General features: G+C 67.2%; 14 protein-coding genes and 1 pseudogene. 7 read left to right on the forward strand and 8 right to left on the reverse strand.

Features of this window, described 5'->3' with window-relative positions; translation table 11 throughout:
• Positions 1-23: 23 nt before the first annotated feature.
• Positions 24-2306 carry a cation-translocating P-type ATPase gene (locus KXC42_RS00240; RefSeq protein ID WP_219129755.1) on the forward strand — a complete coding sequence of 761 codons (2283 nt, stop codon included), beginning with the start codon at positions 24-26 and terminating at the stop codon, positions 2304-2306.
• Positions 2307-2352: 46 nt separating this feature from the next.
• Positions 2353-3351, forward strand: a complete 999-nt coding sequence (locus KXC42_RS00245; RefSeq protein WP_019290439.1) for an MDR family oxidoreductase — start codon at positions 2353-2355, stop codon at positions 3349-3351.
• 74 nt (positions 3352-3425) lie between these two features.
• On the opposite strand, the gene KXC42_RS00250 is transcribed toward KXC42_RS00245, so the two are convergent.
• The 7 genes from KXC42_RS00250 to KXC42_RS00280 all read right to left on the reverse strand — a co-directional run bounded on the left by KXC42_RS00250 (position 3426) and on the right by KXC42_RS00280 (position 11509).
• A complete protein-coding gene (locus KXC42_RS00250; protein ID WP_006553313.1) occupies positions 3426-5087 on the reverse strand; it encodes a catalase in 1662 nt (553 codons plus the stop codon).
• Between the two features lie 164 nt (positions 5088-5251).
• Positions 5252-6511, reverse strand: a complete 1260-nt coding sequence (locus KXC42_RS00255) for a glycosyltransferase 87 family protein (RefSeq protein ID WP_039584461.1) — start codon at positions 6509-6511, stop codon at positions 5252-5254.
• A 67-nt stretch (positions 6512-6578) separates the two neighbouring features.
• On the reverse strand, positions 6579-7295 hold the full coding sequence (locus tag KXC42_RS00260) for an SOS response-associated peptidase (RefSeq protein WP_019290436.1): 717 nt from the start codon (positions 7293-7295) through the stop codon (positions 6579-6581).
• A 123-nt stretch (positions 7296-7418) separates the two neighbouring features.
• Positions 7419-8141: an ABC transporter ATP-binding protein gene (locus KXC42_RS00265; protein ID WP_019290435.1), complete on the reverse strand. Its 723-nt coding sequence runs from the start codon at positions 8139-8141 to the stop codon at positions 7419-7421.
• Positions 8117-9004, reverse strand: coding sequence for an ABC transporter permease (locus KXC42_RS00270; protein ID WP_024102578.1), 888 nt, complete (start codon positions 9002-9004; stop codon positions 8117-8119). The genes KXC42_RS00265 and KXC42_RS00270 overlap by 25 nt, the downstream gene beginning before the upstream one ends.
• Before the next feature lie 25 nt (positions 9005-9029).
• Positions 9030-10433, reverse strand: coding sequence for an LLM class flavin-dependent oxidoreductase (locus KXC42_RS00275; RefSeq protein WP_219129756.1), 1404 nt, complete (start codon positions 10431-10433; stop codon positions 9030-9032).
• Between the two features lie 20 nt (positions 10434-10453).
• Positions 10454-11509 (reverse strand): ABC transporter substrate-binding protein, encoded by a 1056-nt coding sequence (locus KXC42_RS00280; RefSeq protein WP_033098136.1) that lies wholly within the window; start codon positions 11507-11509, stop codon positions 10454-10456.
• 219 nt (positions 11510-11728) lie between these two features.
• Between KXC42_RS00280 and KXC42_RS00285 the strand changes: the two genes are divergently transcribed.
• From KXC42_RS00285 to KXC42_RS00300, 4 genes are all read left to right on the forward strand, one after another.
• Positions 11729-13150, forward strand: a complete 1422-nt coding sequence (locus KXC42_RS00285) for a wax ester/triacylglycerol synthase domain-containing protein (RefSeq protein ID WP_230811243.1) — start codon at positions 11729-11731, stop codon at positions 13148-13150.
• A gap of 49 nt (positions 13151-13199) precedes the next feature.
• Entirely contained in the window at positions 13200-13946 is a 747-nt protein-coding gene (locus KXC42_RS00290) for a Clp protease N-terminal domain-containing protein (protein WP_219129757.1), read from the forward strand.
• Positions 13947-14031: 85 nt separating this feature from the next.
• Entirely contained in the window at positions 14032-14688 is a 657-nt protein-coding gene (locus KXC42_RS00295; RefSeq protein WP_033098111.1) for a superoxide dismutase family protein, read from the forward strand.
• A gap of 97 nt (positions 14689-14785) precedes the next feature.
• The gene (locus KXC42_RS00300; RefSeq protein ID WP_019290428.1) at positions 14786-16903 is read left to right on the forward strand and encodes a catalase; all 2118 of its coding nucleotides are present in this window, start codon (positions 14786-14788) and stop codon (positions 16901-16903) included.
• Positions 16904-17014: 111 nt separating this feature from the next.
• On the opposite strand, the gene KXC42_RS00305 is transcribed toward KXC42_RS00300, so the two are convergent.
• Positions 17015-17284, reverse strand: a complete 270-nt coding sequence (locus KXC42_RS00305; RefSeq protein WP_219129758.1) for a YbaB/EbfC family nucleoid-associated protein — start codon at positions 17282-17284, stop codon at positions 17015-17017.
• 245 nt (positions 17285-17529) lie between these two features.
• Here KXC42_RS00305 and KXC42_RS00310 point away from each other — a divergent pair.
• A pseudogene (locus KXC42_RS00310) lies at positions 17530-18543 on the forward strand (IS256-like element IS1164 family transposase); the annotation flags it as partial.
• Positions 18544-18648: the final 105 nt, after the last annotated feature.

Here is an 18648-nt window from a genome sequence, read left to right on the forward strand (position 1 = left end):
CCCATTCTTCCGAGGAGACGCACATGACCACGCAGAGTCAGCCGGTCGCCGCCGAATCGATCGAGCTCGCCATCACCGGCATGACCTGCGCATCCTGCGCCAATCGCATCGAGCGCAAGCTCAACAAGCTCGACGGCGTCACCGCGACCGTCAACTACGCCACGGAGAAGGCGAAGGTCAGCTACCCCGACGACGTGACACCCGAGGATCTCGTCACGGTCGTCGAGCAGGCCGGCTACGGCGCCGCACTGCCGCCGCCGTCCGCGCAGGCGACCGGCCGGACCGGTGACGTGCCCGAATTCGATCCCGTTGCGCCGCTTCGTCACAGGCTCGTCGTTTCGGCGATCCTGACGGTGCCGGTGATCGCGATGGCGATGATCCCGGCCCTGCAGTTCACCAACTGGCAGTGGCTTTCGCTCACCCTCGCCGCGCCGGTCGTGGTGTGGGGTGCCTGGCCCTTCCACCGGGCGGCGTGGATCAACCTGCGTCATGGCACGTCCACCATGGACACGCTCGTGTCGCTGGGAACCCTTGCCGCCCTAGGGTGGTCGGTCTACGCCCTGTTCTGGGGAACGGCGGGTGAACCGGGGATGGTCCACCCGTTCGAGTTCACCATCGCGCGGGGCGACGGCAGCGGCAACATCTATCTCGAGGCCGCGGCCGGTGTCACGACGTTCATCCTCGCCGGGCGCTACTTCGAGCAACGGTCGAAGCGACGTGCCGGCGCCGCCTTGCGTGCCCTGCTCGAACTCGGAGCCAAGGACGTCGCGGTCCTCGGACCGGACGGGACCACCGAGACCCGAATTCCGTTGGAGCAGTTGGCGGTCGGAGATCTGTTCGTCGTGCGCCCGGGCGAGAAGATCGCCACCGACGGTGTGATCGAACGGGGCACGTCGGCGGTCGACGCGTCGATGCTGACCGGTGAATCGGTTCCCGTCGAGGTCGGTGTGGGCGACAGTGTCGTCGGCGGAACGGTCGACGTCGGTGGACGACTTGTGGTGCGCGCGACCCGCGTGGGCTCCGACACCCAGCTCGCGCAGATGGCGAAGCTGGTGGAGGACGCCCAGAACGGCAAGGCCCAGGTGCAGCGTCTGGCCGACCGGATCTCCGGCATCTTCGTGCCGATCGTCCTGCTGATCGCGGCCGGCACCCTCGGTTTCTGGCTCGGCACCGGCAACGGGCCCGCGGCGGCCTTCACCGCGGCGGTCGCCGTGCTGATCATCGCCTGCCCCTGCGCTCTCGGCCTGGCCACCCCGACCGCGCTGATGGTCGGTACCGGTCGCGGCGCTCAGCTCGGCATCCTCATCAAGGGCCCCGAGGTCCTCGAATCGACCCGCTCGGTCGACACCGTGGTCCTCGACAAGACCGGCACGGTCACCACCGGCCGGATGACCCTGCGCGAGGTCGTCGCCGACGACGGTGAGAACGCCGACGAGGTGCTGCGGTACGCCGGGGCACTCGAGTCGGCGTCGGAACACCCGATCGCACGTGCCGTCAGCGATGCTGCTGCGGACAGGTTCGGCGGCCTGCCCAAGGTCGAGGACTTCACGAACGTCGAGGGTCTCGGTGTCCAGGGAGTGCTCGTCGAGGGCGACACCAGCCGCGCGGTGCTGGTGGGACGCCCGAAGCTGCTGGCCGACTGGTCGCAGCACCTCTCCGAGAAGCTGCAGCAGGCGTTCGAGCAGGCCCAGAAGTCCGGTGGCACGGCCATCGCCGTCGGCTGGAACGGAAAGGCCCGCGGCATCGTCGTCGTGGCGGACGCAGTCAAGCCGACCTCCGCGAAGGCCGTCGCCGAACTGCGGGAACTCGGCCTGCGTCCGATCCTGCTCACCGGCGACAACGCCGCCGTCGCGCACACCGTGGCGGCCGAGGTCGGCATCGACGAGGCCGACGTGATCGCCGACGTGCTGCCCACCGACAAGGTCGACGTGGTCGAGCGACTCCAGCGCGAAGGCGCGGTGGTCGCGATGGTCGGCGACGGTGTCAACGACGCCGCGGCGCTCGCCCGCGCCGACCTGGGCCTGGCGATGGGCACGGGCACCGACGTCGCGATCGAGGCGAGCGACCTGACGTTGGTCCGCGGCGACCTCATGGTCGCGGTCGACGCCATCCGGTTGTCGCGCCGGACGCTGACGACGATCAAGGGCAACCTGTTCTGGGCGTTCGCATACAACGTCGCGGCACTGCCGCTGGCGGCCGCGGGCCTGCTGAACCCGATGCTCGCCGGTGCCGCGATGGCGTTCTCGTCGGTCTTCGTGGTCTCCAACAGCCTGCGACTGCGACGGTTCCGCGCACACGCGGCCTGACCGCTTTCGGCTGCAGGGAGGAGGACGGCCTGTCAGGATCGGATCCATGACACAGCAGTCCTCCTTCCGTGCCCTGGTCGTCGACGACACCGACGACGGCCAGGTGGCACAGTTCCGCGAACTGACCGACACCGACCTTCCCGACCACGACGTCCTCGTCGAGGTCGAGTACTCCTCGCTGAACTACAAGGATGGTCTCGTGGTCGCGGGACCGCAGAAGATGGCGCGACGCACCCCGCTGGTCGCCGGAGCCGATCTCGCCGGGACCGTCCTCGAGAGCAGCAATCCCGACTGGAAGCCGGGCGACCGCGTCGTCGTCAACGGCTGGGGTCTGTCCGAGACCCAGTCGGGCGGGTACACCCGGCGCCAGCGTGTGAAGCCCGAATGGCTCGTGCGCATCCCCGACGCCTTCTCCACCCGCGACGCCATGGCCATCGGCACCGCCGGCTACACGTCCGCCCTGTGCCTCGACGCGCTCGAGCGGTACGGGATCGCATCGGACGCGGAACTGCTCGTCACCGGCGCGGCCGGTGGCGTCGGGTCGATCGCCGTCGCCCTCGCCGCTGCCGCGGGACACACGGTCGTTGCCGCGACCGGCCGTCCCGAGACCCACGACTTCCTGAGCGAACTCGGTGCGTCGTCGTTCGTCGACCGCGCCGAACTGCAGGGCAAGGGCCGGCCCCTGGGCAAGGAACGCTGGGATGCCGCGGTGGACGCGGTGGGCGGTTCGACGCTCGTGAACGTGCTGTCGCAGATCCGCTACGGCGGTGCCGTCGCCGCGTGCGGTCTCACGGAGTCGCCGTCGATGCCCGATGCCACGGTGATGCCGCACATCCTGCGCGGCGTCGCCTTGCTGGGCGTCGACTCGGTGATGGCGCCGGCTCCGCTGCGCCGGTCGGCATGGGATCGTCTCGCCCGCGATCTGCCTGCGAGCACCCTGGATTCGCTGTCGCGGGTCGAACCGCTCTCGGACGTCCCACGACTAGCCGAGGAGATCCTCGCGGGCAAGGTGCGCGGCCGGGTGGTCGTCGACGTCACTGCCTGAGAACGGTTCCGGAGAACGACCGGTGGGCAGCCACTTCGACAAGTGACTGCCCACCGGGCCGAGACGGACGGACGCTACGAGGACGCGTGGACCTCGCGCTCGTTGGGCACGCAATGCGTCATCTGTAATCCGGTCACATCACGGGGACCGTTCTTGCCGAGATTCGCTGCGCGTTGCAGTTCGTCCTCGTCGAGGGTCTGGCTCTGCAACGGAGGTAGATCCCGTACGTCGTCGGCACTGATACCGAGTCCGTCGCCGACGCGTTGTCCGAGCTCGTCGTCGCACATGAAGAAGTGCCACACCATCCGCTCCTGCACGTCGCGGACGGCCTGACCGATACCGTCGACGAGGTTCTTCACCAGGTCGTCCTTCTCCCACTGTTCCATGAGCTGGTAGCGCTGACCGGCCTGCTCGTAGTCGTTGGTACGCGGAATACGTTTGCGCGTGAGACGACCCCGGATCTCCGGCCCCTGATCGTCGTGGGTCGGGAACTCGGCCTCGCGCAGACCGCCGGTGATGGACGGTTCGTAGTTCACGTGCGGGTTGTCGCCGACATCGTCGACGCCGTATGCCATCGGTCCGCCCTGCTGATTGGTGGCCACGTGGGCGTTCTTCGCCGAGTTGACCGGAAGTTGCAGGTAATTGGGACCCACCCGGTAACGCTGCGTGTCGGAATAGGAGAACGTGCGTCCTACGAGCATCTTGTCGTCGGAAAAGTCGAGTCCGTCGACGAGGACGCCGGTGCCGAAGGAGATCTGTTCGTTCTCGAGGAAGTGGTTCTCGACGTTGCGGTCGATCACCATCCTGCCGACCGGCATGGCGGGGAATTCGTTCTCCGGCCAGACCTTCGTGTCGTCCAGGGGGTCGAAGTTCAACTCCGGATGGTCGTCGTCGCTCATCATCTGTACGCGCAGTTCCCATTCGGGATGGTCACCGCGCTCGATGGCCTCGTACATGTCCTTGCTGGCATGCCCGAGATCGTGCGCCTGAATGGCCGCCGCGTCGTCCTCGGTCAGGCTCTTGACACCGATCTTCGGAATCCAATGGTATTTCACGAGGTGTGTCACGCCCTCGGCGTTGACCCACTTGTAGGTGTTGACCCCGAAGCCCTGCTGAGTCCGGTAGTTGGCCGGAATGCCCCGGGGACTGAACAGATTCACCAGCATGTGCATTGCTTCGGGGGTCTGCGACATGAAGTCGAAGATGCGTGCGGGTTCCTGCCGGAAAGTGACGGGGTCGGGCTTCAGCGAATGGATGACGTCGGGGAACTTGATCGCGTCGCGAATGAAGAAGACCGCGAGGTTGTTTCCGACAAGATCCCAGTTACCGTCCTCGGTGTAGAACTTGACCGCGAAACCTCGTGGATCGCGGGCGGTTTCCGACGAGTCGCGTCCACCGATGACCGTGGAGAGCCGGATGGCGACGTCGGTCCGCTTCCCCGGCTCGGCGAAGAGTTTCGCGCGCGTGTAGTTCGTGATGGGTTCATCGCCCCATTTCCCGGTGGCTTCGAAGTATCCGTAGGCGACGAAACCGCGCGCGTGCACCACTCTTTCCGGAATGCGTTCTCGATCGAAATGGCTGATCTTTTCGAGGAACTGATAGTTCTCCAGCGTCGCGGGTCCGCGTGGGCCCACCGTCCTCTGATTCTGGTTGTCGTATACGGGATGGCCCTGGCGGTTCGTCAACACACGTCGGTCGTCTCTCCGGGCCGGGCCCTGCGACGAAACATCGGTCACGGTGTTCTCCCCTCGGATGCAGTTGATGGGCTTTCTCGTAATCGAGTTGTCGACCGTCCTGTGCGGGGGCGACATCCTCTCACTATTACGTTCTTTCCGGGTTCTCGTCGGCCTTTCGCGAACAACAACCCGGATGCCCGACAACCGGCGCACCGTCTACACGATCAACTCGCGGTCTCCGCGTTCGGCAGTTGTTTCGGTGAGGCGGAGTCCGGATCGGTCCGCCGACCGAAGGCGAGCCAGAGCAGGAATCCGAATCCGGCCGTGACGTAGAGCGTGCCGAGCAGGTGCTGCCATGCGGCCCAGCCGAGTTCGAGATCGCCTCCCGTGGGGAACAGGTGGTGCGGGCCGATCAGGAAAACGAGCGTGACGCCGACGGCGATCGCGGTGAGTCTCTGCGCATCGGTTGCGCGCCCCGCCGCTAGTGCGAGGGCCAGCAGTGCCGGCGCGACCCACACCCAGTGGTGCGACCACGACACCGGCGACGCCAGCAGCACGGCCGTCGCGTTCGCGAACAGGGCGAGCACGAGATCGCCCTGCTCGAGGGCACGGCGGATGGCCACCACCGCGACCAGCAGCATCACCGCGACGGCCAGCAGCCACAGCACGGAAGCCATGAGTTCGGGCGGCCCGAAGCGGGAGATCACGGCCTTGAAGGACTGGTTGGTGGCGAAGTACGCCGCGCCGATCCGGCCGGTGTCGGGCAGGGTGTCCAGCCAGTACTTCGCGGAGGTCGCGGGCATCACGGCGAATGCGAGGGCGGTGAACCCGAAGGTCGACGCGATGATGATGGCACTGGTCCGCCGGTCGCGCCGCAGCAGGAACAGCAGCAGGAACGCGATGGGCGTGAGCTTGACGGCGGCGGCCAGTCCGATCAGCATTCCGCGCGGCCACTTCGGGGTCTTCACCAGGACGTCGAGGGCGACGAGCGCCATCAGGACGAGGTTGATCTGCCCGAACGAGATCGTCTCACGCACGGGTTCGAGCAACAGTGCTCCGGCGACCGCGACCGCGGTGACGATCCACGCCGTCCGCGCCTCGAAGTCCGGACGGAGCCGGTCCAGCACGACCCGTAGGGTGACGACGAGCGCGGCGACCGAGACGAGGGTGAAGACGATCTTGCCGAACGTCACGGGGATCAGCGCCAGGGGAGCGAAGAGCATCGCCGACAGCGGCGGGTAGGTGAACGGCAACGCGAAGTCATCGGTCACCGGAGGCATCTGTCCGTAGATGTCGGCGCCGTCGAGCAGGACCCGCGCGCCCATCCGGTAGACCAGGAAGTCGATGAGTTCGCTTCTGACGAGGATCGCGATGAGCACACCCGCGGAGACGAGCGACGCGATCACCGCGACGGCGGTACCGCGAGATCCGGTGAGGAACGGAGGCGTCGTCGAACCGGTCGGAGTCAGCCGTGATTGTCGCACCCGGCAACTTTAGTCAATTCCGATATTCGTTCCGGTCCGACGTGGGGAACGCCATACGGCCGAAATATCACGAATCGACAGGACGCAGCAGGTCGGGGTTGTTGTTCCGCGGCGAATTGACCGCTGTGCTCACCTCGTACGGTTCGAGGGTCGGTTCGGGAATCGAATTCAGCAGGGCGTCGACGTCGTCGCGGTTCTTCAGGTCGGGATCGAGCCACGGATCGACGAAGGTGTCGGGCAGGATCACCGGCGACCGTTCGTGGATGTGCCCGGCGGCGTCGGTCGCCGGACGGGTCAGCACTGTGCACGTCCACAACCAGCGGTCGGGATGGTCCTCCGGCAGCTCCGGGTCCGGCCACAGCTCGTAGAGCCCGGCCATCGAGATCGGCCCGTCCGCGTGCAGAAAGAACGGGATCTTCTTCCCGTCCTCACCCTTCATCCACTCGTAGTATCCGTCGGCCGGCAGCACGCACCGCCGCTTCGCCGCGGCCGCCTTGAAGGCCGGCTTCTGGGTGATGGTCTCGGACCGGGCGTTGATCATCCGCGACCCGATCTTCGGGTCCTTCGCCCAGAACGGCACGAGCCCCCACTTGATCTGCGAGGACACGATGCGGATCGGCTCGGCATCCGGGTCCTCGCGTGGCGCCCGCTCGAGCACGACGTTCACGCGCTGGGTGGGGGCGATGTTGTACGACGGGGGCAGTTCCTCACCCACTGCCTCGACGGCGTCGTAGGCCGCGAGCAGATCCCCACGGGTACTGGTGCTGGCATAGCGTCCACACACGATGCATCTCCCGTCGGCGACTCCGGAGCGACGATTCGATTCTCTCTCATCGATCGCTCCGGAGCGGATCGCTCGGACGGAGACGGAGCGGGGGGTCGCTCCATCGGAGACAGCGTGGATCGCTCAGACGGCGACCTCGACCCCCAGTGCCTCGAGCAGGGTGCGGCGGTACTCCGCGATCTCGACGACGTGATCGGCTCGCGGATGCGGCAGGTCGATGGTCAGTTCGACGGCGAACGAGCCGTGGTCGAGCACGAGCACGCGGTCGGCGAGAGCGATAGCCTCGTCCACGTCGTGGGTGACGAGCAGGACCGCGGGCCGGTGCTTGGCGCACAGTTCCTGCAGCAGTCCGTGCATCCTGATCTTCGTCAGTGCGTCGAGGGCACCGAACGGTTCGTCGGCGAGCAACAGTTCGGGTTCGCGCACGAGCGACCGCGCCAGCGACACCCGCTGCTGTTCACCCCCGGACAGCTCGGTGGGCCAGGCCTTCTCGCGTCCGGCGAGCCCGACCTCCGCCAGGGCCGTGCGGCCGCGCTCGGCGGCGTCGTCGCCGTCGAGGCCGAGGATCACGTTGTCGAGCACCCGCGCCCAGGGCAGCAGTCGCGAGTCCTGGAAGACCACCGCCCGCTTCTGCGGCACCTCGAGGGTGCCAGAACCGGGCACGCCGTGGTCGAGTTCGGCCAGGGCACGCAACAGGGTGCTCTTGCCCGAGCCGCTGCGGCCGAGCAGTGCCACGAACTCGCCGGGGGCGATCTCGAGGTCGATGTTGTTCAGCACCGCGCGTCCGTCGAAGCCGCGGCTCAGTCCCCGGGTGCGTACGGTCAGTTGCCGATCGTCCTGCGCCATGCCAGCGCCTTCCTCTCTGCCGCACGGACCAGCAGGTCGCTGCCGAATCCGAGGATCGCGTAGACCACCAGTCCGACGATGATGATCTCGGTCATGCCGTAATTGCGGGCCTGGTACATCAGGTAGCCGATACCGCTCGAAGCGTTGACCTGCTCGACGACCACCAGGGCCAGCCACGAGATGGTCACCGCCAGGCGCAGGCCGGTGAAGAAACCGGGCAGCGCCCCCGGCAGGGCGATGCGCCGGACGAACTGGGCGCGGGACAGATCCAGCGTCTCGGCCAGTTCGACGTAGCGGGCGTCGATGCCGCGCAGCGCCGAGTAGGTGTTGATGTAGACGGGGACGAAGACCGACAGGGCGATGAGCAGGATCTTCATCTCCTCGCCGATGCCGAACCACAGGATCGCCAGCGGCATCAACGCCAGGGTGGGGATGGAGCGCTTGATCTGCACCGGTCCGTCGATCAGCGCCTCACCGATGCGCGACAGGCCGGCGGCCAGTGCGAGCACCAGTCCGAGGACGACGCCGATGACCCCGCCGATCAGGGCGCGCTGGACGGAGGTCCACAGGTTCGACTGCAGTCGCCCGTCGCCGATCAGTTCCCATGCGGTGGTGACGACCGTCCACGGCGCCGAGAGGGTCTTCGGATCGAGTACCCCGGTGGCCGAGGTGACGATCCATGCCACCAGCAGCAGCGCCGGGCCGATCGCCAGGCCGAACTTGATCGGCTTGCCGGGAGCGAGGCGGCTGCGGGTCGTGCGCGGCGACAGGTCGGCCGTCGCGCCGGAGTCGGGCTTCTGGTCGGTGTCGGCGTCACCGGCCAGGCCACTGCCGAAACGCCGGGGTTCGACGGAGACGCTCATGGCTCCAGTCCTTTCGTCGGTTCGATCAGACGCCGGACAGTGCGAAGTCGCCGGTGGCGCCGCCCGGTGCGAAATCACCGGTGGCACCGGACAGGGCGAGTTCGTGTGCGTACTGGCTCTCCGGACGCGGCAAGCCGTAGTGGTCGCGCAGGGTGGTGCCGGTGTACTCGGTCCGGAACAGGCTGCGCTCCTGCAGGATCGGCACCACCTGGGAAGCGAACGCCTCGAGGCCCTGCGGGTACTGCGGCGGCATGATGTTGAAGCCGTCGGCGGCGCCGTTGGTGAACCACTCCTCGATGATGTCGGCGATCTGCACCGGCGTGCCCGCGACGACGTTGTGGCCGCGTGCACCGGCGAGCTTGTGCAGCAGCTGACGCAGGGTCGGCTGTTCGCGCTCGACGATCTTCGCGAAGACCAGGCGGCGGCTGTTGTTGTTGTCGGTGATGTCGCCTGCGCCGGCGAACAATTCGACCGGCACCTTCTCGTCCAACTCGAGCCGGGACACGTCGATGCGGCCCATCTTCTGGAGCTGCCCGAGACCGTATTCGACGATGGTGAGTTCGTTGAACTCGCGATGCAGTTCCTTCGCTTCGGCCTCGGTTGCGCCGATGAACGGGCTCAGGCCGGGAAGGATCTTCACGTGATCGGGGTTGCGTCCGAATGCTGCTGCGCGGGTCTTGATGTCGGTGTAGAAGGCCTGGGCGTCCTCGATGCACTGGTGCGCGGTGAAGATCGCCTCGGCGTAGGTCGACGCGAAATCGCGGCCGTCGTTGGAGGATCCGGCCTGCACGAGCACCGGGCGCCCTTGCGGCGAGCGGGCCGAACCGAACGGGCCGCGCACCTTGACGTAGTCACCCTCGACGTCGATGCGGTGGATCTTGTCCGGGTCGGCGTAGACGCCGGCGGTCTTGTCGAGGACGAGTGCGTCGTCCTCCCACGAATCCCACAGCTTGATCGCGGCGTCGACGAATTCGCGTGCCCGGGCGTATCGTTCGTGCACGTCGGGGTGTTCGGTGTACCCGAAGTTCGCTGCCGCTGCGTCGGTCGCGGTGGTGACGATGTTCCAGGCGGCGCGGCCACCGGAGATGTGATCGAGCGAGGAGAACAACCGGGCGAGGTTGTAGGGCTCGTAGTAGGTGGTCGACGCCGTGGCGATCAGCCCGAGATGCGTGGTGACCGTGGCCATCGCGGCGAGCGTGGTGATCGGTTCGAGGCCGTAGTCCGGACGGTATTTCACCTCGGTGCGCAGAGCCGGACCGTCGGCGAAGAACACCGCGTCGAGTTTCGCGCTCTCCGCGAGGCGGGCGAGTTCCTGGAAGTAGGTGACGTCGTAGAGACGCTCGGGCACGCTGCCGGAATGGCGCCACGAGGCCTCGTGGTGGCCGGTCGGGTAGATGAAGGCGTTGAGGTTGAGTTGGCGGTTCGTCATGTCGGATTCCCCTCGGAAGGTCAGCTGCGGGTGTGGGAGGCGCCGGTCTCGGCGACCGCTTCGGTGACGACCTCGTCGAAGCGCAGATCGAAGGCGTCGGCGGCGTCGACGGGCTTGGGCAGTTCACCGGCGGCATTGATCACGTCGATGGTGTGCTGCTGGGTCGCGATGAGCTCCTCGTCGAGGTGTGGGAAGGTGGTGATCCCGGAGGTGTCGAGGATGCGCTCGCCGGCCTCGGCCGTCAGGCCCTGGCTCTTCACGAAGTAGGTGTCGATGTACGCGTCGCGGTTGTTGTCGGCCCAGTCGACGGACGTGATGTACGCGGTGACGTAGGCGCGGACCGCTGCGGCGGTCGCCGGGTCGGACAGGGCCTTCTTGCTCGAGTAGAGGTACGAGATGCCTTCGCTGAGGTCCTCGATCTCGGGGCGCGGCAGCGACGTCGCACCCGGGGTCTGCATGTACCGGGAGAAGACCGGCTCGCTCATCGGGGCGGCGTCGATCTGGTTGGAGCGCAGTGCATCCGGGAAATCCGGCAGCGACATCGACACGAGCTCGACGTCGTCGACCGACAGGCCTGCCTTGTCGAGACCGCGGAGCACGAAGGCCTGCTGCGAGGTGCCCTCGGCGTAGCCGATGCGCTTGCCCTTCAGGTCCGCGAGCGTCGTGATGTCCGAAGCGTTCGGGGCGATGCCCATGTTGAGGCTGTTGTTCGTCTGCATGGCCGCGACGACCTGCACGTCGTCACCGGCGACCAGCGACTGGACGGTCATGATCTCGCCGGCCCACGCGACGTCGACCGCGTCGGCGCGGAAGGCCTCGAGGATCGCGGGCGCGCCCTGGAAGGTCGCGAACTCGTACTCGAACGGCAGGGCGTCGAGTTGTCCGGAACCGGTGAGGAGGGACAGCTGTCGCTCACCCTGGTCGGCGATGACGAGCTTGGTGCCCGCCGGGATCTCCGTGGGCAGCGCGCTGTCGGAAGCGAGGCCGTCGCCCGAGGAACCGGAGCTACATGCCGCGACCGCGGTCAGAAGGAGCGCGATGACGGCCGTCGATCCGGCACGACGTAGACGGGGCATGGACTTCCTCACGGTACTGGCGATGGGGAGCGAACTTCGACGGCGTCGAAGTCGTCACCGATCCTGTGCGATCCGTCGGCGGGGGACCAGGGTTTGCGTCAGCATGAGCGAAAGGTCCTCGATCCGGCCCATCGGTGCTGTTCGCGGGCCGATATCGCCGGTATCCGCACATCGCGGCGGTTACCGTGCGAGGAGAACCGGAGGCGGGAGGTGGTGCGCATGGGTGCGGACGGTCGGCACATGTCGCAGCCGGATCTGATGTCGTGGCGGATGGAGAAGGACCCCGTCCTGCGGTCCACGATCGTCGCGGTGGCTCTGCTCGACCGGTCACCCGACCAGGAGCGCTTCGTCCGGATGATGGAGCGCGGAACACGTGCGGTGCCGAGCTTCCGCCGCAAGCTCGTCGAATCCCCGTTCGGGCGGACCCCACCGCGATGGGTGGACGACCCCGACTTCGACCTGTCCTGGCATCTGCGGCGCATCGCGCTCCCGCATCCCGGGGGACTGGACGCCGTGCTCCCGCTCGTGCGCGCCGCGGCGATGTCGGCCTTCGACAAGGACCGTCCCCTCTGGGAGGCGACGATCGTCGACGGCCTCGCCGACGGTCGCGCCGCGATCGTTCTCAAGGTGCACCACTCGCTCACCGACGGCATCGGCGGCATTCAGATCGCGAACGAGATGGTCGACTTCGAGCGCGACGGTACCGACCGCGGGCCACTGCCCGAGGATCCGCCGACCTCGGCTCCGGCGTCGGCCCTCGCCGATTCCGTGGGTTGGTACCTCTCGACGGCCGGCGAGATGGTGGGGAGGGGTGTGCCGTGGCTCGTGCGTTCCGGTCTGAGGTCGGTGACGAATCCGGTCGCGGCGCTGCGCAGCGTGGTGGACACGACCCGCTCGACGGCCCGGTTCGTGCAACCGGTGTTCACGACGCTGTCCCCGGTGATGGTCGGCCGCAGCACCGTCCGGGAGGTCGCAGCCCTCGATCTGCCGCTCGACGCTCTGCGACAGGCCGGACGGGCAGCGAACTCCTCGCTCAACGACGCTTTCCTGGCCGGAATCCTGTTGGGGCTGAAGCACTACCATTCCCGGCACGGCGCGCAGGTCGCCGAACTGAGGGCGACGCTGCCGATCAGTCTCCGGCGCGAGAGTGACGCGATCGGGGGAAACCGGATCACCCTGGCGCGGTTCGCTCTTCCCCTCGATGTCGCCGATCCGGTCGCGTCGATGCACCGGGTGGACCGGATCGTCCGGTCGTGGCGGGACGAACCGGCCGTGCCGCTCTCGTCCGCCATCGCGGGTGTGCTCAACGTGCTCCCGGCCGGTGTGCTGGGTGGGATCCTCGAGCACATCGACTTTCTCGCGTCGAACGTCCCGGGTTCCCCGATCCCGCTGTACATGGCCGGTGCGGAGGTGCTGAGGTACTACCCGTTCGCTCCCACCGTCGGTTCGGCCGTCAACATCACGCTGATGTCGCACACGAGCCACTGCTGCATCGGAATCAACGCAGACTCCGCCGCCGTCCCCGACCTGCCCGTCCTCGTCGAGTCGCTGGTGGAGGGCTTCGGCGACGTGCTCGCCGTGGGAGGCGAGGGCACGCGCATCGAGGTCTCGCTCTCCGCTACGACGACCGCGCAAACCTGATCGTCAACCCAAGGTTGACGCAAACCATGCGTCAACTTAGAGTTGACGCATGGAACCCATTCGGCCGTCCCATCTCATCCGGCTCGACGACCTCATCGATGCGATCGAAAAGGTCCACGACGATCCGCTCGAACAACTCTCCGATGCCGTCATCGCGGCCGACCACCTCGGTGAGGTCGCCGATCACCTGATCGGCTACTTCGTCGATCAGGCCCGACGGTCCGGCAAGTCGTGGTCCGAGATCGGGCAGAGCATGGGCGTGTCCAAGCAGGCAGCCCAGAAACGGTTCGTCTCGAAGAGCGACAACGACCTCGACCCCGAGCAGGGGTTCTCGCGATTCACCCCGCGCGCGCAGAACACCGTGATGGCGTCGATGAACGAAGCGCGTGCCACGGGAAGCCCCGAGATCACGCCCGTCCATCTGATTCTCGGTCTGCTCGTCGACACCGAGTCGCTCGCCGCCCGCGCACTCGCGGCCCAGGATGTCGACTTCGCGGCGCTGCGCTCGGCCGCCGTGGCGACGCTCCCCGAACCGTCGAGCGACGTCCCCGAACTCATCCCGTACGACGCGGGTGCCCGCAAGGCCCTCGAGCTGACCTTCCGCGAAGCCCTGCGACTCGGGCACAACTACATCGGCACCGAGCACATCCTCCTCGCGCTCCTCGAACTCGAGAACGGCGACGGCGTGCTCTCGGCGGCCGGCGTGAACAAGAGCGCCGTGGAGAAGAAGGTCGCGGAGGATCTCGCCGCGATCGTCGAGGCACAGAAGGCCGAGGACGGCGAGGCCGGGTCGTAGCGCCGGGCAGGGCCTGCGCGCCCCCGGCGCGGGCACGTTCCCTGCGGCCAGGTTCGCCGACGGCCCCTCGGGGTACGTCGAAGTCATGAACACACGTCACGCATGTCTCGTCGCGGGCTTCTCCGTCGCCACGCTCGTGGCTGCCGGGTGCAGCAGCGACGACTCGTCCACCGACACCGAGACCACCGTCGAGACCCCACCCACTTCGCTCACGACCACCACCACCGATTCCATGCCCACGCCGCTGCCCGGGATGAGTGGCGACGCCTTCGGGCTCCCGAACGAGGGAGGCGACGACGACAATGCCTTCACCTACGACGAAGCGGCCGTGCCGGTCGGCGCGACCTTCGACGTCGAATCCGAAGAGGAGAACGGCCGGACCACCGTCACCCTCAGAGTGATGGGTCTGCAACCCGATCGGGACTTCGGGGCGCACGTCCACACCCGGCCGTGCGGGCCGAACCCGTCCGATTCGGGGCCGCACTACCAGAACCGGGTCGACCCGGCGGCGAACCCCGACTCCCCGTCCACCGATCCCGCCTACGCCAATCCGCAGAACGAGATCTGGCTCGACATCACCACCGACGCGCAGGGCAACGCCGAGGCGTCCACGACCGTCGACTGGGAGTTCCGCGACGGCGAAGCCAACTCGGTGGTGCTCCACGCACAGCACACCAAGACCGCACCGGGTGAGGCCGGACAGGCCGGCGACCGGCTCGCCTGCATCGACGAGGACTTCTGACCCGACGGCCCCGCCGCCGCGTTTGGCCGCCGTCCTTCCGGGTAGCCGTGGAAAAGACGTGTCCAGCCCCGACGACAGCACACGAATCGGAGTTCCCATGCCCGCCGACACCCCGAAGATCCCTGGTGTTCCCTCGTCCACCGTGCCACCCGTGGAGGAACCCACGACGCCCACGACTCCGCCCGAGCCCAAGCCCGATCAGGCGGAGCCCGAGGTCAGGACGGCCACCGGCACTCCCGCGGATCTGCCGCGCGGCCGTGCCCAGCAGGGCGAGTACCTGACGACGGCTCAGGGGGCGCGGCTGACGGATACCGACCACTCGCTCAAGGCCGGTCGGCGCGGGCCGATCCTGTTGCAGGATCATCACTTCCGCGAGAAGATCACCCACTTCGACCACGAACGCATCCCGGAGCGCGTGGTGCACGCCCGCGGCGCCGGTGCCCACGGCGTCTTCCGCGCGACGGGTGCCGCAAGCTCGATCACGCGTGCCCAGTTCCTCCAGAAGGACGTGGAGACACCGGTGTTCGTGCGGTTCTCGACGGTGCTCGGTTCCCGTGGCTCGGCCGACACGGTGCGCGACACTCGTGGCTTCGCGACGAAGTTCTACACCGAGGAAGGCACTTTCGACCTCGTCGGCAACAACATCCCGGTGTTCTTCATCCAGGACGCCATCAAGTTCCCGGACGTCGTCCACGCGGCCAAACCGCACCCGGATCGCGAGATCCCGCAGGCACAGAGCGCTCACGACACGTTCTGGGATTTCGTCTCGCTCCACACCGAGGCCACGGCGCACACGATGTGGAACATGTCCGACCGCGGCATCCCGCGCTCCTACCGCATGATGGAGGGCTTCGGCGTCCACACCTTCCGTGTGGTCAACGCCGAGGGTGATACCGCGCTGGTGAAGTTCCACTGGAAGCCGCGGCTCGGCGTGCATTCGCTGGTGTGGGAGGAAGCCCAGCTCATCAACGGCTTCGATCCCGACTTCCACCGCCGCGACCTCGCCGACGCGATCGAGGCCGGTGCCTACCCCGAATGGGATCTCGGCGTACAGGTCTTCCCGGACACCCCGGAGCAGGTCTTCGAAGGCATCGACCTGCTCGATCCCACCAAGATCGTCCCCGAGGAACTCGCGCCCGTGCAGATCATCGGCACGATGGTCCTCAATGCCAACCCCACCAATTTCTTCGCCGAGACCGAGCAGGTCGCCTTCCACCCGGGCCATCTCGTCCCGGGCATCGACGTCACCGACGATCCGCTGCTGCAGGGCCGCCTGTTCTCGTACCTCGACACCCAGCTGACGCGACTCGGCGGACCGAACTTCGGGCAGATCCCGATCAACCGTCCGCACGCACCCGTCAACGACATGTTCCGCGACGGCTTCCATCAGCACGCCGTCCACACCGGTGTCGCTCCGTACAAGCCGAACTCGCTCGACGCGGGATGCCCGTTCATGGCCGGTGTCACCGAGGGTGCCTTCGTCGACCTGCCGGTGGAGGTACCTGCGGCGAAGAAGGAGCGTGAGGTCTCCCGGTCGTTCGACGACCACTACACGCAGGTCCGCCAGTTCTACCTGAGCCTGTCGGAGATAGAGCAGGACCACGTGGCCTACGCCTACACCTTCGAGCTGGGCAAGTGCTACGAGCAGTCCATCAAGGAGCGGCAGCTGCAGATCCTGGCGAACATCGACACCGGGTTGTGCGAGAAGGTGGCGGCCGGTCTCGGTCTGCCCGCTCCGAAGCCGACCGTCGAGGTCTCCGATCTCCCGCAGAGCCCCGCGCTGGCGCAGGTCGGCAAGACGTGGCCCGTGCAGGGCCGGTTGATCGGCATCGTCGCCGACGACACCACCGACGTCGATCAGGTGCTCGCGGCCGTGCAGGCCGTGGACGCGGCCGACTGCGTCCCGCTGGTCGTCGCCCCGCACGGCGGGATGCTCGGGGGAGTCGTGCCGATCTCGCGCACCTTCCTCACGGCCCGCTCGATCGAGTTCGACGCGGTCATTCTGGCCGCTGCACCCGCAGATAAGAGGGTGCAGATCCTCGTGGACGAGACGTTCCGCCACCAGAAAACGCTGGCGGCGTGGGGTCCGGGAGCTGCGGCACTCGAGGGTCTGGCGGCACCGGGTGTCGTCGTCGCGGACGATCCCCAGACGGCGGTTACGCAGGTGCTCGATCTGCTCGGTACCCACCGGGTGTGGCAACGAGACACTTTGTGACAGACCTCACCTGAGACGGGCTTACGGTTTCGGGTGCCCCAAGTTATTCTTTCGTTACCTCTGGCCGCAGCTGATTCTTATCGCTGCGGCCAGTTGTTATTTACGGGCCGTTCACCTCGAGGTCAGCTGCCCGATCCCAGAGACGATGCGCCGGATACGCGGGTCGTCGGCCAACTCGGCGCGCGCGTAGCGGGCCTGCTCGTCGGCGTCCGCGGATGCGAGGTCGTGAGCGGCGGTAATGCGAGTCGCGAGCACGTCCGGCGACCAGCTGTACGCCTCGGGCGGGATCTCGAGGGCGACGATGCGGCCGGTCGGGGTGACGCTGATACGGATGTCGTGGACCGATCCGTTGCCTACTATCCGTTCGATCGTGTCCTGCACACGCCTGACGGTGACAGAGAGTTCTTCTGGATACGTCAACACGGTTCCTTTCTCACCAGCCCGGGTAGGCGGGGAGAGTTTCGGGTGGGGTGGGGGAGATGATGAGCTCGGACCCGGTTGCGTCCATCAGGATGGTGTACGAGCCGGATCGGATCCGATGACCGGCGTGTCGTAACCGGACGAAAGACGGTCACCGCGTGATTCTTCGAGAGAGCTACCAACTCGACTCGACGAAAGAGCACGCGATGACCACTGCCCACGATATCGACCTCCGCCAGCTTGTCGAAGACCGACTCACCGGCGCCAGCCCCGACCTGCTGCGCGAGCTGCTGACGATGTTCATCCACGCCCTGATGGGCGCCGAGGCCGACGCCCTGTGCGGCGCCGACTACGGCCAACGCTCCGACGAACGCGTCAACGTTCGCAACGGCTACCGGCACCGCGACTTCGACACCCGCGTCGGCACCCTCGACGTGGCCATCCCCAAGCTGCGGTCCGGCTCGTACTTCCCGGACTGGCTGCTGCAACGGCGCAAGCGGGCCGAACGAGCCCTGACCTCGGTTGTTGCGACCTGCTACCTGCTCGGGGTCTCGATCCGGCGGATGGAGAAACTCGTCGATACCCTCGGGATCACCTCGCTGTCGAAGTCGCAGGTCTCGGTGATGGCGAAAGACCTCGACACCCAGGTCGAGGCCTTCCGGAACCGACCCCTCGATGCGGGCCCGTACACGTTCGTCGCCGCCGACGCCCTGGTCCTCAAGGTCCGCGAGAACGGACGGGTGGTGAACGTGCACGCCCTGGTCGCGGTCGGGGTCAACGCCGACGGCTACCGCGAGATCCTGGGGCTGGACGTCACCTCCGCCGAGGACGGCGCCGGCTGGCTGACCTTCTTCCGCGGGTTGGTCGCCCGCGGCCTGTCCGGGGTGCGGTTGGTGACCTCCGATGCCCACGCCGGCCTCGTCGCGGCGATCGGCGCAACCCTGCCCGGCGCCTCCTGGCAGCGGTGCCGCACCCACTACTCGACGAACCTCATGGCCGTCACACCGAAGTCGTCGTGGCCCTGGGTGAAGACACTGCTGCACTCCGTGTACGACCAGCCCGACGCGGATTCCGTTCACGCACAATACGATCGAATCATCGATGCACTCACCGAGAAGCTGCCGAAGGTGGCCGATCACCTCGACGCCGCCCGGTCGGATCTGTTGGCGTTCACCGCGTTCCCGAAGCAGATCTGGAAACAGATCTGGAGCAACAATCCGCTATCGGTTAACCGGCCCTCCCACGACACGATCACGGTTGCAGCGTGAGGTCCTGAGCCGACGACCGGTTGAGGCGCATGCTGGCGGTGTCGGCTCCGATCGAAA

The sequence above is a fragment of the Rhodococcus sp. LW-XY12 genome (assembly GCF_019317345.1).
Taxonomy (GTDB): domain Bacteria; phylum Actinomycetota; class Actinomycetes; order Mycobacteriales; family Mycobacteriaceae; genus Rhodococcus; species Rhodococcus pyridinivorans.

What these genes read in the sequence shown, in the direction of transcription:
- KXC42_RS00240 (WP_219129755.1), top strand. Translation starts at nt 24, where the DNA reads ATGACCACGCAGAGTCAGCCGGTCGCCGCCGAATCGATCGAGCTCGCC.
- KXC42_RS00245 (WP_019290439.1), top strand. Translation starts at nt 2,353, where the DNA reads ATGACACAGCAGTCCTCCTTCCGTGCCCTGGTCGTCGACGACACCGAC.
- KXC42_RS00265 (WP_019290435.1), bottom strand. Translation starts at nt 8,141, where the DNA reads ATGGCGCAGGACGATCGGCAACTGACCGTACGCACCCGGGGACTGAGC.
- KXC42_RS00270 (WP_024102578.1), bottom strand. Translation starts at nt 9,004, where the DNA reads ATGAGCGTCTCCGTCGAACCCCGGCGTTTCGGCAGTGGCCTGGCCGGT.
- KXC42_RS00275 (WP_219129756.1), bottom strand. Translation starts at nt 10,433, where the DNA reads ATGACGAACCGCCAACTCAACCTCAACGCCTTCATCTACCCGACCGGC.
- KXC42_RS00280 (WP_033098136.1), bottom strand. Translation starts at nt 11,509, where the DNA reads ATGCCCCGTCTACGTCGTGCCGGATCGACGGCCGTCATCGCGCTCCTT.
- KXC42_RS00285 (WP_230811243.1), top strand. Translation starts at nt 11,729, where the DNA reads ATGGGTGCGGACGGTCGGCACATGTCGCAGCCGGATCTGATGTCGTGG.
- KXC42_RS00290 (WP_219129757.1), top strand. Translation starts at nt 13,200, where the DNA reads ATGGAACCCATTCGGCCGTCCCATCTCATCCGGCTCGACGACCTCATC.
- KXC42_RS00295 (WP_033098111.1), top strand. Translation starts at nt 14,032, where the DNA reads ATGAACACACGTCACGCATGTCTCGTCGCGGGCTTCTCCGTCGCCACG.
- KXC42_RS00300 (WP_019290428.1), top strand. Translation starts at nt 14,786, where the DNA reads ATGCCCGCCGACACCCCGAAGATCCCTGGTGTTCCCTCGTCCACCGTG.